General features: G+C 69.2%; 17 protein-coding genes. 14 read left to right on the forward strand and 3 right to left on the reverse strand.

The window, feature by feature from the left end:
* Nucleotides 1–34: 34 nt before the first annotated feature.
* The 3 genes from cysM (at nt 35) to AC3ANR_RS04795 (ending at nt 1919) form a co-directional block, all read left to right on the forward strand.
* Nucleotides 35–946 carry a cysteine synthase CysM gene (cysM, locus tag AC3ANR_RS04785; RefSeq protein ID WP_488290734.1) on the forward strand — a complete coding sequence of 304 codons (912 nt, stop codon included), beginning with the start codon at nt 35–37 and terminating at the stop codon, nt 944–946.
* The gene (locus tag AC3ANR_RS04790; protein WP_488290735.1) at nt 943–1470 is read left to right on the forward strand and encodes an NUDIX domain-containing protein; all 528 of its coding nucleotides are present in this window, start codon (nt 943–945) and stop codon (nt 1468–1470) included. The genes cysM and AC3ANR_RS04790 overlap by 4 nt, the downstream gene beginning before the upstream one ends.
* 218 nt (nt 1471–1688) lie before the next feature.
* Nucleotides 1689–1919, forward strand: coding sequence for a hypothetical protein (locus AC3ANR_RS04795; RefSeq protein ID WP_488290736.1), 231 nt, complete (start codon nt 1689–1691; stop codon nt 1917–1919).
* Nucleotides 1920–1997: 78 nt separating this feature from the next.
* Here the strand turns inward: AC3ANR_RS04795 and AC3ANR_RS04800 are convergent, their stop codons facing one another.
* From AC3ANR_RS04800 to AC3ANR_RS04810, 3 genes are all read right to left on the reverse strand, one after another.
* Nucleotides 1998–2321: an H-NS histone family protein gene (locus AC3ANR_RS04800; RefSeq protein WP_488290737.1), complete on the reverse strand. Its 324-nt coding sequence runs from the start codon at nt 2319–2321 to the stop codon at nt 1998–2000.
* Nucleotides 2322–2513: 192 nt separating this feature from the next.
* Entirely contained in the window at nt 2514–3731 is a 1218-nt protein-coding gene (locus AC3ANR_RS04805) for an MFS transporter (protein WP_488290738.1), read from the reverse strand.
* 125 nt (nt 3732–3856) lie between these two features.
* Nucleotides 3857–4639 (reverse strand): IclR family transcriptional regulator, encoded by a 783-nt coding sequence (locus tag AC3ANR_RS04810; RefSeq protein WP_488290739.1) that lies wholly within the window; start codon nt 4637–4639, stop codon nt 3857–3859.
* 158 nt (nt 4640–4797) lie between these two features.
* On the opposite strand from AC3ANR_RS04810, the gene AC3ANR_RS04815 reads away from it, so the two are divergent.
* The 11 genes from AC3ANR_RS04815 (at nt 4798) to AC3ANR_RS04865 (ending at nt 16985) form a co-directional block, all read left to right on the forward strand.
* Nucleotides 4798–6558: an FAD-dependent oxidoreductase gene (locus AC3ANR_RS04815; RefSeq protein WP_488290740.1), complete on the forward strand. Its 1761-nt coding sequence runs from the start codon at nt 4798–4800 to the stop codon at nt 6556–6558.
* A gap of 20 nt (nt 6559–6578) precedes the next feature.
* Nucleotides 6579–7355, forward strand: a complete 777-nt coding sequence (locus AC3ANR_RS04820) for an SDR family NAD(P)-dependent oxidoreductase (protein WP_488291751.1) — start codon at nt 6579–6581, stop codon at nt 7353–7355.
* A 49-nt stretch (nt 7356–7404) separates the two neighbouring features.
* Nucleotides 7405–8598 (forward strand): ABC transporter substrate-binding protein, encoded by a 1194-nt coding sequence (locus AC3ANR_RS04825; RefSeq protein ID WP_488290741.1) that lies wholly within the window; start codon nt 7405–7407, stop codon nt 8596–8598.
* A gap of 52 nt (nt 8599–8650) precedes the next feature.
* On the forward strand, nt 8651–9574 hold the full coding sequence (locus tag AC3ANR_RS04830; RefSeq protein ID WP_488290742.1) for a branched-chain amino acid ABC transporter permease: 924 nt from the start codon (nt 8651–8653) through the stop codon (nt 9572–9574).
* Complete coding sequence (locus AC3ANR_RS04835; RefSeq protein WP_488290743.1) at nt 9571–11364, forward strand: branched-chain amino acid ABC transporter ATP-binding protein/permease; 1794 nt, start codon at nt 9571–9573, stop codon at nt 11362–11364. Before AC3ANR_RS04830 ends, AC3ANR_RS04835 begins: the two co-directional genes overlap by 4 nt.
* An 11-nt stretch (nt 11365–11375) precedes the next feature.
* Nucleotides 11376–12086: an ABC transporter ATP-binding protein gene (locus AC3ANR_RS04840; protein ID WP_488290744.1), complete on the forward strand. Its 711-nt coding sequence runs from the start codon at nt 11376–11378 to the stop codon at nt 12084–12086.
* Between the two features lie 28 nt (nt 12087–12114).
* Nucleotides 12115–13083 carry an MBL fold metallo-hydrolase gene (locus AC3ANR_RS04845; protein WP_488290745.1) on the forward strand — a complete coding sequence of 323 codons (969 nt, stop codon included), beginning with the start codon at nt 12115–12117 and terminating at the stop codon, nt 13081–13083.
* 76 nt (nt 13084–13159) lie between these two features.
* Nucleotides 13160–14110, forward strand: coding sequence for a DMT family transporter (locus AC3ANR_RS04850; protein ID WP_488290746.1), 951 nt, complete (start codon nt 13160–13162; stop codon nt 14108–14110).
* Nucleotides 14107–15294 carry an NADH:flavin oxidoreductase/NADH oxidase gene (locus AC3ANR_RS04855; protein WP_488290747.1) on the forward strand — a complete coding sequence of 396 codons (1188 nt, stop codon included), beginning with the start codon at nt 14107–14109 and terminating at the stop codon, nt 15292–15294. Before AC3ANR_RS04850 ends, AC3ANR_RS04855 begins: the two co-directional genes overlap by 4 nt.
* Nucleotides 15291–15986, forward strand: a complete 696-nt coding sequence (locus AC3ANR_RS04860) for an EthD domain-containing protein (RefSeq protein ID WP_488290748.1) — start codon at nt 15291–15293, stop codon at nt 15984–15986. Before AC3ANR_RS04855 ends, AC3ANR_RS04860 begins: the two co-directional genes overlap by 4 nt.
* Nucleotides 15987–16199: 213 nt before the next feature.
* Nucleotides 16200–16985, forward strand: coding sequence for an alpha/beta hydrolase (locus AC3ANR_RS04865; RefSeq protein WP_488290749.1), 786 nt, complete (start codon nt 16200–16202; stop codon nt 16983–16985).
* Nucleotides 16986–16993: the final 8 nt, after the last annotated feature.

Raw genomic sequence — 16993 nt, forward strand, 5'->3', positions numbered from 1 at the left:
AGAGCGCAGCCAAAAATTATGGCACAGTGGCCGCATGAAGCCACGCAAGTACCCCACCATCGAAGACGCAGTCGGCCACACGCCGCTGGTGGCGCTGCAGCGGATCGGCGCGGCCGAGAACCAGGCGCGCGGCAATGTCATCCTGGGCAAGCTGGAGGGCAACAACCCGGCGGGCTCGGTGAAGGACCGGCCGGCGCTGTCGATGATCCGGCGCGCCGAGGAGCGCGGCGAGATCAAGCCGGGTGACACGCTGATCGAGGCGACGTCGGGCAACACCGGCATCGCGCTGGCCATGGCCGCCGCCATCAAGGGCTACCGCATGGTGCTGATCATGCCGGAGGACCTGTCGATCGAGCGGGCGCAGACCATGAAGGCGTTCGGCGCCGAGCTGGTGCTCACGCCCAAGAGCGGGGGCATGGAGTACGCGCGCGACCTGGCCGAGAACATGCAGCGCGAAGGCAAGGGCCGGGTGCTCGACCAGTTCGCCAACCCGGACAACCCGCGCATCCATTACGAGACCACGGGCCCCGAGCTGTGGGAGCAGACCGGCGGGCGCATCACCCACTTCGTCAGCGCCATGGGCACCACCGGCACCATCACGGGTGTCTCGCGCTACCTGAAGGAAAAGAACCCCAAGGTGCGCATCATCGGCGCCGAGCCGAAGGAAGGCTCGCGCATCCCGGGCATCCGCAAGTGGCCGCAGGAATACCTGCCCAAGATCTACGAGCCGTCGCGCGTCGACGAACTGGTGCCGGTGAGCCAGGCCGATGCCGAGGAGATGTGCCGCCGCCTCGCGCGCGAGGAGGGCATCTTCGCGGGCATTTCGGCCGCCGGCGCGTGCTGGGTGGCGCAGCAGGTCGCTGCCAAGGTCAACAACGCCACCATCGTGTTCGTGGTGTGCGATCGGGGCGACCGGTACCTGTCGACCGGGGTGTTCCCGGCATGACGTTCAAGTTCTGCCCGGCGTGCGCCACGCCGTTGCAGCCGATGGTGCAGCAGGAGGACGGCGGGCCCAAGGAGCGTTTGCGCTGCCCGGCCTGCGCCTGGACGCACTGGAACAATCCGACGCCCGTGCTCGCGGCCATCATCGAGTACGACGGCAAGATCCTGCTGGCCCGCAACGCGGCCTGGCCGGGCAAGATGTATGCGCTGATCACCGGCTTCATGGAGGCCGGCGAGACGCCGCAGGACGGCATCGCGCGCGAGGTGAAGGAGGAGACGAACCTCGATGTCACGTCGCACCAGCTGGTGGGCGTCTACGACTTCCAGCGCATGAACCAGGTCATCATCGCCTACGCCGTGCAGGCGCAAGGCCAGGTGCGCCTGTCGCCTGAACTGGCCGACTACCGGCTGTACGAGCACGCGCAAGTCAAGTGCTGGCCGGCCGGCACCGGTTATGCGCTGGCCGACTGGCTGCGTGGCAAGGGCTACGCGCCGGAATTCATCGAGTGGGCCAAGCGCGCCGAGTAGCGCCTGCGCTTTGGGCTCCGCGGGCGAGCTCGACGGCAGGTGAGCCTGCTCCTACGCACGCATCGGAAACGGCCGAGCTACGGAAAAGGCTGAGCCTGACGTGCCTGGCTCGGCTGCAGGCGCAAAGTGCACCTGGGGTCGATCTTGGTTGCGGCCCCAGCCATGGAGGTTCTTCGCCCGGCACTCGCCGGGCGTCTTTTTTGGCGCGCCGGCATCCCTTGCCCATCGATGTTTCAGCCGACAGCGATCGTTCTGACAGTCTGAAACCGCGCCGGGCTTCAGTTTCGAAGAACCTGCAGGGTGTGGACGACCGCGAACATTCGCCTGCTCAGCTGAAAAAGTGCGTCGAGCCCGAGCCGCGCGGCGTCATGGCCAGCCCTGCGTTCTGGGCGGCGGTGATCGCCTGCCTGGCGGTGTGGATCGCCTTGGGCGTCTGGCTACTCGGTTGAATTGCTGGCGGGAAGCCGCGGGTGCAACGGCTTTCCAGGAATTCAATTCCAATTCCGACTGGCACCCATGGGGGCGGCTCAGCCCACCAGGAAATCGTCGAGTTTCTTGCCCTTGGCCAGGGCGTCGACCACCCATTGCGGCTTGCGGCCACGGCCGCCGCCCCAGGTTTCGCCATTGGGGCCGCGGTATTTCACCACGCCCTTTTGCTTCTTCGGCGTCCGGCCGGGCCCGGATGCCGAGCCCATCCGCCCACTGAACCCGAGGTCCTGGGCCGTCAGGCCGTAGGCGCGGATCTTCGACTTGATCTCCTCGATCATGTCTTCGGTTTCCTTGGCCTTGAGTTGCTCGGCCTGCGCCAATAGTTTTTCGGCCTGTTCTTTGAGTTCGAGGTAGGTTGCCATCTGTGTTCTCCTTGAGGAGCGCACATTATTGCGCAATGAGCATTGCCGCCGTGGCAATTGAGCGGCTATTTCCCGGGCGCAATTGAAATCGGCCGCACCAATTTGGCGCCAGCAGGCTCGCGTCGACGCATTGAACGGAATTCCTTTGCGCGGCCCGTGGGTCCAGTCCGGTGATTCCTGCGGGCCGTCGCCTTAGCCTGGGCTCCCCGGCTGCAAAGCAACCGCGGGCGACTTGGGAAAGGTGATGGCCACCGCCACCGCCGCCAGTCCGAGCAGCAGCGACCCGGCATACAACCACCCATACGTGCCGGTGCGGTCATACACCCAGCCGCCGAACACCGGTCCCATCGCCATGCCCACGCTGGACAGCATGGTCAGCGCGCCCAGCACGCTGCCCATGATCTGCGCCGGAAAGTGGTCGCGCACCAGCACGGCATACAGCGGCATCACACCGCCGTAGGCCATGCCGAAGATGACGGCCACGGCATAGAAGCCGGCGCGCGTGTCCACCAGGCCATAGATGCCGGCGGCCACGGCCTGGATCAGGAGGCCGGCCACCAGCACGCGCAAGGTGCCCACGCGGTCGGCCAGGCCGCCCAGCAGCACGCGCCCGCCCAGGCCGGCCAGGCCTTCGACGCTGTAGATGGTCACCGCCGTCATGGGCGGAAGGCCGCAACTGATCGCATAGCTCACGGTGTGGAAGATCGGGCCCGCATGCGTGGCGCAGCACAGGAAGAAGGTGGCGCCCAGCACGACGAACGCGGGCGAGCGCCAGTGCTGCGCCAGGCGGGGCGCAGGCTCGCTGCTCGTGGTCCCTTCGTTCGCGAGAGTCGACTGGGGCGGGCGGCGCACGAGGAAGGCCGACGGGATGACCACCGCCGCTGCGAGCAGCCCGATCACCAGCTGGGCATCGCGCCAGTCCATCCGGCTCACCAGCCACGCCGCGAAGGGCGACACCGTCAGCGGCGCCACGCCCACGCCCACGGTGACGAGCGAGATGGCCAGCGCCCGGTGCCGTTCGAACCACTGGCTCACGGCCGATATGGTCGGCGCCATGAAGCTGCCGACGGCCGCCGCCACGACCACGCCATAGGCCACCTGGAACTCCCACAGCTGCTGCGCCTGGCTGGCCCACGCCAGGCCCGCGCCGAGCAGCACCCCGCCGGCCAGCAGGCACGGCTGCGGTCCGATGCGGTCGCTCAGCGCGCCCCAGCCGAACGAGCACGGCCCCATGACCAGGAAGTTGATCGTCATGGCGGTGGAGATGCCGGTGCGCGACCAGCCGGTGGCGTCGGCGATGGGCTGCAGGAAGATCGGCAGCGAGAACGCCGCGCCCGCGCCCACGCAGGTGGCCAGCGCACCGACCGCCACGACGACCCATCCGTAGTTGAAGCGGTGGCCGAGGTTCATGGAGGCATCCTTTCGTGTTGATGGGGCGGCGTCAAGGGCGCCCTGCCTCCACGACGAACGAGCCGGGCGGAAATCGACAACTCAGGCGGCGGCCTGCGGCCGACAGGCCCGAAGGCTGCCCCCGGCTACGCGCTCGCCTCGTCGCGCCCCAGCCGGCGCGAGATCTGGGCCACGCAGCGGCCCAGCGGCTTGGCGACGGCGCCGTCCCAGGCGCTGTCGAAGGTGCCCGACGGGCCCATGACCAGCACGCCGAGCACGATGTGGCCATCGGCATCGAAGACGGGCGCGCACATCGCATCGATGCCGGGAATGGGTTGGCCGAGCGTGCGCGAGATGCCGTGCTTGCGCACCTTGGCCAGTTCCGGCTCCAGCTGCTCGATGGCGTGCGCCGACTTGTGGCCCGCCTCCCGCGACCGGGACAGTTCGTCCTGCAGCAGGCGCTCGACCACCTTCGGCGGCATGTAGGCGGCAAACAGCCGCCCCGTCGCGGTGTTCACGAGCGACATCACCGTGCCCGTGCGCAGGTTGACGTGCAGCGGCTCGACCGGCTCTTCCATCCGCACGATGGTGGGCCCCAGGTTGCCCCAGACCGCCAGCGCGACGCTTTGGCCCGTTTCCTCGGCCAGGGGCTCCAGCAGGTCGGAAGCCTCCTTGACCGGGTCCATGCGCTGCAGCTTGGTCAGGCCCAGCTGCAGTGCGAGCGGCCCCAGTTCGTAATGACCCGCTGCCGTCTGGTTGACGAACCCAACCTTCAGGAAGCTGACCATGTAGGGGTGCGCCTTGCCCGCGCTCATGCCGGCCGCCTTGGCCAGGTCCTTGAGCGCCATCGGCCGGACCTTGCGCGCCAACTCGAGCAGGAGTGCACTCCCGATCTCGATCGACTGGATGCCGCGGCGACTCTTTTCCATGGGGGCGATGGCTGGACCAAGGGGGGCCAGTGTACTCATGGGGTTTTCCCTGATATTGTTGAATCAGCTTCTGTTAGTCGCACGAATCGATAATATCAAACGCGTTGACATTAGTCAGATGATGCCTAGAATGCGCGGCATCCAAGGAGTCAAGTGCAATGACGCAGGAAAGCATCACGGTCGACGTGCTGGTGGTCGGAACCGGAGCTTCGGGAATGGCCACCGCCATCACGGCGGCTTCCAAGGGGCTGGACGTCCTGGTGGTCGAGAAGCAGCCGCAGTTCGGCGGCACCACCGCGCGCTCGGGCGGCTGGCTGTGGATTCCGGGCACGCGCCTGGCCACCGAGCAGGGCATCCACGAGCCCGCGGGCGCTGCCAAGACCTACCTGAAGCACGAGACCACGACCCACTTCGACGAGAAGCGGGTGGACGCCTTCCTGGACAACGGCCCGAAGGCGATCGACTTCTTCACCCGCAACACCTGCGTGCAGTTCGACATGCCCGCCGTGTTCCCGGACTACCACGCCGAGGCGCCCGGCGGCCTGCAGGGCGGCCGGTCGATGGTGACGCGGCCCTTCAACGGTCGTGAACTCGGCCCGCGCATCAAGCAGCTGGCACCGCCGCTGCCGGAGCTGACGGTGTTCGGGATGATGTTGGGCTCGGGGCCCGAGATCAAACACTTCATGCGGGCCTTCAAGTCGCCGGTGTCGTTCTGGTATGTCACCAAGCGCCTGACCAAGCACCTCATCGACGTCATCAGCGCCGGCCGCGGCATGACGCTGACCAACGGCAACGCGCTGGCCGGCCGGCTCGCCAAGGCCGCGATGGACCTGAAGATCCCCGTCTGGCTGTCCTCCCCCGTGAAGGAGCTGGTCGTGGAAGGCGGCGCCGTCACCGGCGCGCTGGTGCAGCACGAGGGTGCGACCGTGCGCGTGACGGCGCGCCGCGGCGTGGTGCTCGCGTGCGGGGGCTTTCCGTACGACGTCGATCGCCGCAAGCAGCTGTTCCCGCACGCGCCCAGCGGCCGCGAGCACTTCTCGCCATCGCCCTCGACCAACACCGGCGACGGGCTGCGGCTGGCCGAAGCGGTGGGCGGCCGGGTGGATCCGACGATCCCGCATGCGGCCGCGTGGGTGCCCACCTCGGTGACGACGCGCCCGGACGGCACCAGCGGTGTCATGCCGCACTTCATCGATCGCGCCAAGCCGGGCGTCATCGCCGTCACGCGCCAGGGCAAGCGCTTCACCAACGAGGGCAACTCGTACCATGACTTCGTGCAGGCCATGGTGAAGGCGTCCGCCGGCCAGGGCGAGGTTTCGGCCTGGCTGCTGTGCGACCACAAGGCCCTGCGCAGCTACGGCCTGGGCTGCGTCGCGCCCGCGCCGCTGCCCATCGGCCGCCACCTGCGCAGCGGCTATCTCAAGCGCGGCGCAACCATCGCGGAACTCGCGCGCCAGATCGGCGTCGATCCCGCGACCCTGGAAGCGACGGTACAGGAATTCAATGCGAACGCTCGCACGGGCGACGATCCGCTGTTCGGCAAGGGCAGCAAGGCCTACAACCGCTACCAGGGCGACGCGCTCGTCACCCCCAACCCGTGCGTGGCGCCGCTGGAGCACGGTCCCTTCTACGCCATCAAGCTCGTGGTCGGCGACATCGGCACCTTCGCGGGCCTGGTCACCGACGAGAAGACGCGCGTGCTCGATGCGTCCGGCGCGCCGATCGCGGGTCTGTACGCGGTGGGCAACGACGCGGCCAGCGTCATGGGCGGCAACTACCCGGGCGCCGGCATCACCCTCGGGCCGGCGCTGACCTTCGGCTACATCGCCGGCAACCAGCTGGCGCAGTCGGCCGCCGCGGACAGCGTGGCGCTGCCGCAGGAACGGCGCGAGGCGCAGACCCTGGCTCAGGCCGCCTGACGACCGGAGCCACCATGACGATGTCCTTCCCCGCGACCATTGCTCCCCAGCTGCTGCAAGGGCGGCTGGCCCTCATCACCGGTGCCGGCCAGGGCAACGGCCGCGCGCTCGCATTGGGCTTGGCCCAGGCCGGCGCGCGCGTGATTGCCACCGACATGAACGCACAGACCGTGGCCGACACCGCGCAACTGGTGCGCGACGCCGGCGGCCAGGCCTGGTCCTTCGTGCTCGACGTGACCTCGGCCGAGGATTGCGAAGCCCTCGCGCGCCGCGTGCAGGGCGAAATCGGCCGCATCGACCTGTTGGTCAACAACGCCGGCATCATCATCCGCGAGAACACCACCAGCCCCCGCGCCGCGGCCAACTGGAAGAAGACCATGGACGTGAACGTCAACGGCACGTTCAACGTGACCATGGCGTTCCTGCCGGCGATCAAGGAGACGCGCGGGGCGATCGTGAACCTGGCGTCGATTGCCGCCTATGCGGGGCAGGGCGCCAGCCTCGGCTACTCGCCCTCCAAGGGCGCGATCAAGATGTTCACCCAGTCGCTGGCGCAGGAACTCGCGCCGCTGGGCGTGCGCGTCAACGCGCTCGCGCCCGGCGTGATCGAGACGCCCATGACCGCGGCCACCCGCGAGGACCCCTCGCGGCTGCAGACGTTCATGACCCGCATTCCCATGGGGCGCGTGGGCCAGACCGAAGACCTGGTCGGGCCGGTGATCTTCCTCGCCTCGGACATGTCGCGCTACGTCACGGGCATCACGCTGCCGGTCGACGGCGGCTTCCTCGCAGTCTGACGGCAGCCCACGCGGCTCCCATTTCCCTTTCCCACACCAAGGAGACAACATGAACTTCAAACGCCTCTGCAGCCTTGCGCTGTCGGCCGTGGCCCTCGCCGCGTCCGCCGCCGCTTCGGCACAGGACATCAAGATCGGCTTCAACGGCGACCTGTCCGCCTCGCCCTCCGCGCAGAGCGGCGCCGCCGCCGTGCAGGGCATGCAGGCCGCGATCGACGACATCAACGCCGCCGGCGGGGTGCTGGGCAAGAAGCTGGTGCTCGTCACCCGCGACGACGGCTCCGCGCCGCCCAAGTCGATCCAGAACATGACCGACCTGATCGACAACGAGAAGGTCGCGGCGGTGTTCGGCCCGACCAACTCCGGCAACGCGATGGCCTGGAAGCACATCCCGAACCAGAAGAAGATCCCCGTGATCGGCAACGTGGGCTCGGGCACCGACATCACCAAGCCGATGGCCGCCGGCGCGGACAACTACATGTTCCGCGTCTCCATGGTGGACCGCCCGCAGGTCGCGGCCCTGATGGCCTACGTCAAGAAGAACCCCGCCTCCAAGACCGTGGGCCTGATGGCCGAGACCACCGGCTACGGCCAGGGCGGCCTCAAGGACATGCAGGAGATCGCCGCCAAGCAGGGCATCAAGGTCGCGGGCGTCGAGCACTTCGCCGTGGGCGACACCGACATGACCTCGCAGCTGAGCAAGCTCAAGGCCGCCGGCGTCGACACCGTGGTCGTGTGGGCGCAGGGCACGCCGATCGCACAGCTGGTGCGCAGCATGGAGAAGATCAACTACTTCCCGCTGCTGCTGACCTCCTGGGCGGCCGACAACATCACCTTCTACGACGCCGCGGGCAAGGCGCTGGCCGACAAGCCGATCTTCATGCGCACGGTGAGCGAGTCGCGCACCCCCGCGCAGGAAAAGCTGTACGGCCGCATCGGCTCCAAGCTGAAGGCACCCAGCTCCTTCTCGTTCGCGCTGCATGGCTATGACTCGGTGCAGATTTACGCCGCCGCGGTCAAGCAGGCCAACACGACCGAAGGCAATGCGGTGCGCCTGGCGCTCGAGGACCTGAAGGCGCCGGTGCAAGGGGTGCTCAAGACCTACGAGCATCCGTTCAGCAAGACGAACCACGAAGCGCTGGGCGCCAAGGACTTCGTCTGGATCCGCTGGAAGGACGGCAAGCTGATGCCCTACAGCGACAACATCGTCAACTCGCTGACGGCCGCCGACTTCAAGGACTGAGCACCCACGGCATCCGCGCGGCGCGGCCGCGCGGATGCGCCGGAGACCCACCATGGCAGAAGCCCTCCTCCAGGCCATCATCAGCGGGCTCGCCGTCGGCGGCGCCTATGCGCTCGTCGCGCTCGGCTTCAGCGTCACCTTCACGACCACCAAGACGCTGAACTTCTCGCATGGGGAGTTCGTGTCCGCCGGTGCGTTCGTCGGCATGAGCGTGCTGTTCCTCGCGCTCGGCCGGCCCATCACGGCCACGAGCTTCGGCGATGCGATCCCGGGCACCGGTGCGCAGTTGCTCGCCCTGGTCGCCGCGCTGGGGGCCATGGGCCTGCTGGGCTGGCTGCTCTACGCGATCGGCGTGCGTCCCTTCGCCGGGCGCCCCGGCATGGCCTGGGTGATGAGCACGCTGGGCTTCGGTGTCGTGCTGCAAAGCATCGGCCTCGCGATCTGGGGCCCCAAACCCGTCGTGGTGCCGGGCCCGGTGGGCGATGCCGTCATTCGCCTGTTCGGCGTCGGCGTGCGGCCGCAGGAGTTGCTCACGCTCGGCGTCGCCGTCGTGATCATGTTCGGTTTCGATCACGTCATGAACCGCACCATGCTGGGCAAGGCGATGCGCGCGGTGGCCGCCAACAAGAGCGTGGCCAGCCTCATGGGCATCAACACCGGCGCCGTCATGGTGCTCGCCTTCGCGGTCAGTTCGGCGCTCGCCGGCCTGTCCGGATTCCTGCTGGCGCCGATTGCGCAGGCGTCGCTCTTCATGGGCCTGACCATCGGGCTCAAGGGCTTTTCCGGCGCCATGATCGGCGGCCTGGACAACCCGCGCGGCTGCGTCATCGGCGGGTTCGCCCTGGGCGTCCTCGAATCGCTGGTGAACCTGTGGCAGGCGCAATGGCGCGATGTCGCGGTGTTCGTCCTGGTGATCATGGTGCTGGCGTTCCGGCCGACCGGCCTGTTCGGCCGCCGCCTGGTGGAGAAGGTATGAAGGGCCTGCCGCATTTCATCGGCGTGGCAGCCGCCACGGCCCTCGTGGCGGCCGCGGTCGCATTCCTGAGCAACGACTACTACCTGCGCATCCTCTTCATGATGGGGGTGTACTACCTGTGCGCCGCCGGCATGAACGTGCTGGTGGGCTACGCCGGGCAGAAGTCGCTGGGCCAGGCGGGCCTGTTCGCCGCCGGCGCCTACGCGGTGGCACTGCTGACGGCGCAAACCGAGATCAATCCCTGGCTGGCGCTCGTCGTGGCCGCCGTCGTGTCCGGGCTGTGCGGCGTGCTGATCGCGCTGCCTTCCCTGCGCGTGAAGGGGCCGTACCTGGCGATGGTGACGCTGGCCTTCGGCATCGTGGTCGAGAAACTGGTGAGCGAGTGGACGGCCGTCTTCGGCGGCGCGCAGGGCATCTACGGCATCCGGCCGCCGGACTGGCGCGGCCAGCCGCTCACGCTGCAGCAGTGGGTCTGGTTCACGCTGGCCCTGTGCGCGGTGACGCACCTGCTGCTTCGCAACCTGCTGCAGGGCCGCTTCGGCCGCGCGCTGCTGTCGCTGCAGGCCGACGAGATGGCCGCCTCCTCGGTCGGCGTGCGCGTCTACCGCGCCAAGGTGGTGGCCTTCGTCATCGCCGCCGTCACCTGCGGCATCGCCGGCGCGCTGGTGGCGCAGCAGAACCAGTACATCAACTCCGACTTCATCACCTTCAACCTGTCGATCTTCATCCTGCTGCTGGTGCTGCTCGGTGGGGCCGGCAACCAGTACGGACCGCTCGTGGGGGCGGTGATCCTGACCCTGGCCGACGCGTTCCTGGCCCGCTGGCCGGCCGCCCAGCACTTCATCTACGGCTTGCTGCTGCTCTTCGCGCTGTACGTGATGCCCAACGGCGTGATGGGCTTCCTGTCCAAGGCCTGGCGGCGCGCGCCCACCCCGCAGGCGACGCCGCGCGTCGCGGACGAGCCGCCGCGGGAAACCGCCGCCGGCGAAGGCGAGCTGCTCGCGGTGCGCAACGTGTCCAAGTCGTTCGGTGGCGTCAAGCCGGCCCACGACGTGTCCTTCCAGCTGCGCCGCGGCCACATCCACGCGCTGATCGGCCCGAACGGCGCCGGCAAGAGCACGATGCTCAACATGCTGACCGGCGTGATCGATCCGAGCGAGGGGGCCATCAGCTTCCTCGGCCGCGAGATCGCCGGCCAGCCGGTGCATGCGATCTGCCACCTGGGCATGGGCCGCACGTTCCAGAACCTGCGCCTGTTCGCGGACCTGTCGGTCCTGGACAACGTCATGCTGGGCCACCACACCCGCATGGCCAACGGGTTCTTCAGCTCGCTGCTCGCGCTGCCGCGGGCGCGCCGCGAGGAGGCCCGCACGCGCGACCGTGCATTGCAGTTGCTGCAACTGGTGGGCCTGCTGCACCTGGCCGACCAGCCCGCCGGCAGCCTGCCGTACGGCCTGCAGCGCCGCGTGGAGCTGGCGCGCGCGCTCGCCACCGAGCCGCAGCTGCTGCTCCTGGACGAGCCTGCCGCCGGCCTGAACCCGCAGGAGACCGCCGAGCTGGGGCAGCTGCTGCTGCGCATCGGCCGCTGCGGCATCACGATCCTGATGGTGGAGCACCACATGGACCTGGTGATGTCGATCTCCGACCACGTGATCGTGCTCGACTACGGCATGAAGATCGCCGAGGGCAAGCCGGCCGAGGTGCAGGGCAACCCCCGCGTGATCGAGGCCTATCTCGGCATCGACGAACCCGCGCCGGACGAGGCGGTCGCCGCCGCGGTCGCGGCCTGAATTCCACACCCATGCTGAAACTCGAATCGGTCCAGGTCTCCTACGGCGCCATCCAGGCCGTCAAGGGCGTGAGCCTGGAAGTGCGCGCCGGCGAGGTCGTCACCATCATCGGTGCCAACGGCGCCGGCAAGAGCACGCTGCTCAAGTGCATCGCCGGCCTCGAGCCGGTGACGGCCGGGCGCATCCTGTTGCACGGCCAGGACTGCACCCGCGTCGCGGCGCACCAGCGGGTGGGCCTGGGCGTGGCCATGTCGCCCGAGGGCCGCGGCGTGTTCGCGGACCAGACGGTGCGCGAGAACCTGCTGCTGGGCGCCTTCTCGCGCCGCAAGGACGCCGCCCTGGTCGACCGGGCGATCGAGCGCGAGTTCGACCGCTTTCCGCGCCTGCGCGAGCGGGCCGACCAGATGGCCGGAACGCTGTCGGGGGGCGAGCAGCAGATGCTCGCCATCTCGCGCGCGCTCATGAGCGAGCCGCGACTGCTGTTGCTGGACGAGCCCTCGCTGGGCCTGGCGCCCCTGGTGATCAAGGGCATCTTCGATGCCATCCGGCAGCTGCGCGACTCGGGGCTCACCATCCTGCTGGTGGAGCAGATGGCCAAGCAGGCACTGGCCGTGGCCGACCGTGCCTACGTGCTGGAGACCGGGCTGATCACGCTCGAAGGCTCCGGCACCGAACTCCTCAACGATCCCAAGGTCAGGGCCGCGTATCTCGGCGCCCACTGACCACCCGCAGTACCAAGGACAGACTCCCATGACGCCGCAGAAGACCTTCGCCAGCCAGGCCGACCTCGAAGAAAAGAATGTCACGTTCAGCCAGATCTCGGAACATGCCTGGGCCTACACGGCCGAAGGCGACCCGAACACCGGCATCGTGATCGGTGACGAGGCCGTGCTCGTGGCCGACACCCAGGCCACGCCGGCGATGGCGGCCGACGTGATCCGGCGCATCCGCGAAGTCACCGACAAGCCGATCAAGTACGTGGTCCTCACGCACTACCACGCGGTGCGCGTGTTCGGCGCCAGCGCCTATGGGCCGCAGCAGATCCTTGCCAGCCAGGACACCTACGACCTGATCGTCGAGCGCGGCGAGCAGGACAAGGCCAGCGAGATCGGGCGCTTCCCGCGCCTGTTCCGCAACGTCGAGTCGGTGCCGGCGGGGCTCACCTGGCCGACGATGACCTTCACCGGCAAGATGACCGTGTGGCTCGGCAAGCTCGAGGTGCAGCTGCTGCAGCTCGGGCGCGGGCACACCAAGGGCGACACCGTCGTGTGGCTGCCCCAGGAGCGCACGCTCTTCTCCGGCGACCTGGTGGAATTCGACGCCACGCCGTACGCGGGCGATGCCTACTTCAAGGACTGGCCCAGGACGCTGGACAACGTCGCGGCGCTCGCGCCGAAGGCGCTGGTGCCCGGTCGGGGCGCCGCGCTGACCACGCCCGACGACGTGGCCAAGGGCCTGGCCGGCACGCGCGACTTCATCGCCGACGTGTACGCCAGCGTCTCCGAGGGCGCGCGCGCCGGCAAGGACCTCAACACGGTGTACCGGGAGACGTACGCGCGCCTGAAGCCGAAGTACGGCCACTGGGTGATCTTCGACCACTGCATGCCGTTCGACGTGACGCGCTGCTACGACGAGGCGACGCAGTACCCGGATCCGCGCATCTGGACGGCCGAGCGCGATCGCCAGATGTGGCTGGCCCTGGAAGGGCAGCAGGCCTGAGCGGGGCTGGCGTTGGCCGCCCGCGATGAGACGCACGATCCGGCACGGCCTTGACGGTCGACCGCCGGCGGATGCCATGAAGTCCAAGGACGAAGCCGACGCGCACCGGCAGGCGTTGCGCGTCCAGGCGACGCTGCTGGTCGCGATGGTGATCTGGGGCCTGAACGTGCCGGCGGTGAAGGTGCTGGTCCGCTGGTTCGATCCGCTGCTGCTCGCCTCGGTGCGGATGGTCGTGGCGAGCCTCGTCCTGACCGCCATCGTGCTGTGGAAGCGCTGCAGCCTGCGCGCGATCTCCGGCCGCGCCTGGGTGGCGCTGGCGGCCTGCGGCGTGCTGATGGTCTACTTCAACCAGATCCTGTTCGCCGAGGGCCTGCTGCGCTCCACGGCGACCAACGCTTCCCTGATCATGGCGCTGAGTCCGCTGGTGTCGGCCCTGATCGCCGCGCTGGCGTTCCGCGAGGCCCTCACGGCGCAGCGGATCGGCGGCGTCCTGCTCGGCCTGGCGGGGGTGGGGGCGGTGGTCCTGAGCCACCCGGGCGCGGGCCTCTCGCGCGCCAGCCTGGGCGACCTGATGCTGGCCGGCGGGGTGGTGAGCTTCGCCGCTGGCGGCGCCATCGTGCAACGCCTGGCGCAACGCGTGCATCCGCTCGCGATCAGCTGGGCCATCTATGTGATCGGCACCGTGCTGCTCGTGCTGCACCGGGCGGGCAGCAACGCGCCGCTGAGCGTCGCCATCGTCTTCCCGGGCTGGCACCCGTGGACCCTGGTCCTGTTCTCCGGTGTGATGGCCACGGCCGTGTCCAACCTCGTGTGGAATGGCGCCATCGCCCGCATCGGCGTCGCGCGCACGGCGGTGTTCCTCTACTGGGTACCCGTGTTCGGTGTCGCGTTCGCGGGCCTGTTCCTCGGCGAGCAGTTGACCGCGTGGCACCTCGTCGGCTTCGCCGCCGTGATGGGTGGCACCTACCTGGGTACGCGCCGGCCGAAGGCGCCGGCAACGCGACCCGCCGACTGGAGCAAGGCGTGAAGCCGGCAACCCCTGTCCTGTTCCAGCCGCTGCAGTTGCGCGGACTCGAGCTGAAGAACCGCATCGTCATCTCGCCCATGTGCCAGCACGCGGCGCAAGGCGGGCAGGCGACCCCCTGGCACCTGGTGCACCTGGGCAAGTTCGCCCTCGGTGGCGCGGGCCTGATCCTCACCGAGAGCACGGCGGTCGACCCGCGCGGGCGCATCGGCAGCGCCGACCTGGGGCTGTGGAACGACAGCCACGTGCAGCCGCTCAAGGACGTGGTCGATTTCGTGCATGCCAACGGCGCGGCGATCGGCGTGCAGCTGGCCCATGCCGGCCGCAAGAGCGGCAGCCAGCCACTGTGGGAGGGCGGCGCCGCGCTGGGTGCCGCGGACATGGCCGCCGATGCGCAGCCGTGGGAGCGGCTGGGCCCGAGCGCGTTGCCCGCCGGGCCCGGGTGGAGTACGCCGGCCGTACTGGACGAGGCGGGCATCGACCGGGTGATCCAGGCGTTCGTCGCGGCGACCCGGCGCGCGGACCGCGCGGGCTTCGACGTGGTGGAACTCCACTTCGGCCACGGCTACCTTGTGGCGAGTTTCCTGTCGCCGAACTCCAACCATCGGCAGGACCGCTGGGGCGGCGATCGCGCGGGGCGCATGCGGCTGGCGCTCGAGATCGCGGAGCGCGTTCGCACCGCATGGCCCGCGCACAAGCCGCTGTTCTGCCGCCTGTCCGCCGTCGACGGCAGCGAGGGCGGATGGGACCTGGAGGACTCGGTCGTGCTCGCGCGCGAGCTGGGGCAGCGCGGTGTGGACGTGATCGACTGCTCCTCCGGCGGCCTGACCGAGGAAACGCGCGCCCTGCCGGTGCCGCGCGGACTGGGCTTCCAGGTGCCCTTCGCCGACCGCATCCGGCGCGAGGCGGGCGTCAGGACGCAGGCGGTGGGAATGATCGTGGACGCGGAGCAGGCCGAGCGGATCCTGGCCGAGGGCCGTGCCGACCTCGTCGCCCTGGGGCGCGAGGCGCTGCTTGATCCGTACTGGGCCCTGCACGCGGCCCGCGCGTTGGGCATCGATCCGGCGTTCGAGCGTTGGCCGCAGCGGCACGGCGCCTGGCTCGCGAAGCGCGAGCCCGGGCTCGCGAAAGCCCGCGCAGCCGCCAGTGCGCCCATGTCGACCGAACAGCGAAAGGAGACCCGATGAACGTGAGGATGGGGCTGATCCGCAGGAAGGCGGAGTGGAGCGACGAGGACTTCCGCGCCTACTGGCGCGACCACCACGGACCGCTGGCCGCGCGCGCCCCGGCGCTGCGGTCCTATTGGCAGAACGCGGTGACGGATCGCCTGCAGCGCGGCATCGCCTACGCCCGTGGCCCCTGGGATGTCGACGGCTTCTCGCAGCTGAGGTTCGACGATCGGACCCAGGCGGACCAGGCGTTCAACAGCGGCGAGCTCGCGGCCGCGCTCGTGGCGGACGAGAACTTCTTCCTCGGCAACCTCCATATCGTGACGGCCCGGCAGGACGTCGTGATCCCGGTGCCGGACCAACCCGAGCGAGGGCGCCTTCTCAAGCGGATGTCGATCCTCAAGCGCCGCCCCGACCTGAGCGAGGACGACTTCCGGCGCGAATGGAAGATCCACGGCGACCACGTGCGCCAGATGCCTGGCGTCGCGGGATACCGGCAGAACGTGGTGGTCGCGCGCGAGCGGGTGAAAGGACGGCCGTGCGGCTACGACGAGTTGCCGATCGACGGCATCGTGGAGCTGTGGTTCGAGAACGCCGCGATCCTCGAAGCGGCGTTCTCCTCGCCTGCAGGCGTGCGCACCATGGAGCACGCCAAGACGTTCCTGGCGGAGATCACGGTCTTCGCGGTGGCCGAGCACCAGGTGCTTTGATCACGCCCCCTCGACGTCCACCGGGGCGCCACGTGCAGCTTGGGCAACGCCTTCTTCTTAAGGTGTAACGACGCTGCGCAGTGGGCGTCGGATTGGTAGCATGCTACCCACGTTCACCTATGGTTCTCCCTCTGGCGCGGCATGCTTGGTCTTCCTCTTCCCGACGACATCGAGTCGCAATACAACCCCCGCAAGTCGGTTCCCGATGTCGCCATGTTCGCGACTCGCGCGGCTGATCTGAGCGCCGCCACGCGCCAACGCCGCACCGATGCCCGACTCGACCTGCGCTACGGGGAAGGGCGGCTGGCCACACTGGACGTCTTCCCCGCCGCGGCGGCCGATGCGCCGGTCCACGTGTTCCTGCACGGCGGCTACTGGCGCGGCCGCGACAAGAGCGACTACAGCTTCGTTGCCGACGCCCTGGCGCCGCTGGGCATCGCCACGGTGGTCATGAACTACGACCTGTGCCCCGCGGTGGAACTGCCCGCCATCGTGCAGCAGGTGCGCGAGGGCTTCCAGTGGATCCACGCCCATGCGAGTGAGTGGGGCGGCGACCCGGCCTCGATGACGGCCTCGGGCCATTCCGCTGGCGCCCATCTGATCGCAGCGGCGTTGCCCCGAGCCGGCGAAGCGCTGCCGGCCTGGGTCCCGCGCGCGGCCGTCCTGGTGAGCGGCATCTACGAACTGGCGCCGGTGCTCTCCGTCAGCGTGAACGGCGAGATCCGGCTGCGACCGGAGCAGGTGGACGACCTGAGCCCGATGCGCCATCCGCCCACCCCCGCGGTTCCGCTCGTCCTCGTCGCCGGCGGCGCCGAGCCGACGTCCTGGGTGAAGCAGTCGCACGATTTCGCCAAGGTGTGCACCGCGGCGGGCGGCAGCGCCGCCTACGTGGAACTGCCCGGAACGCACCACTACTCCGTCATGAACGCGCTCGAATCCGCCGACGGCCTGCTGGCCCGGCTGATCGCAGCGTACGCGCGCCCGCAAGCGCAGGCCTGACCCCTTTC

The organism is Ramlibacter sp. JJN2-2R (assembly GCF_057747835.1).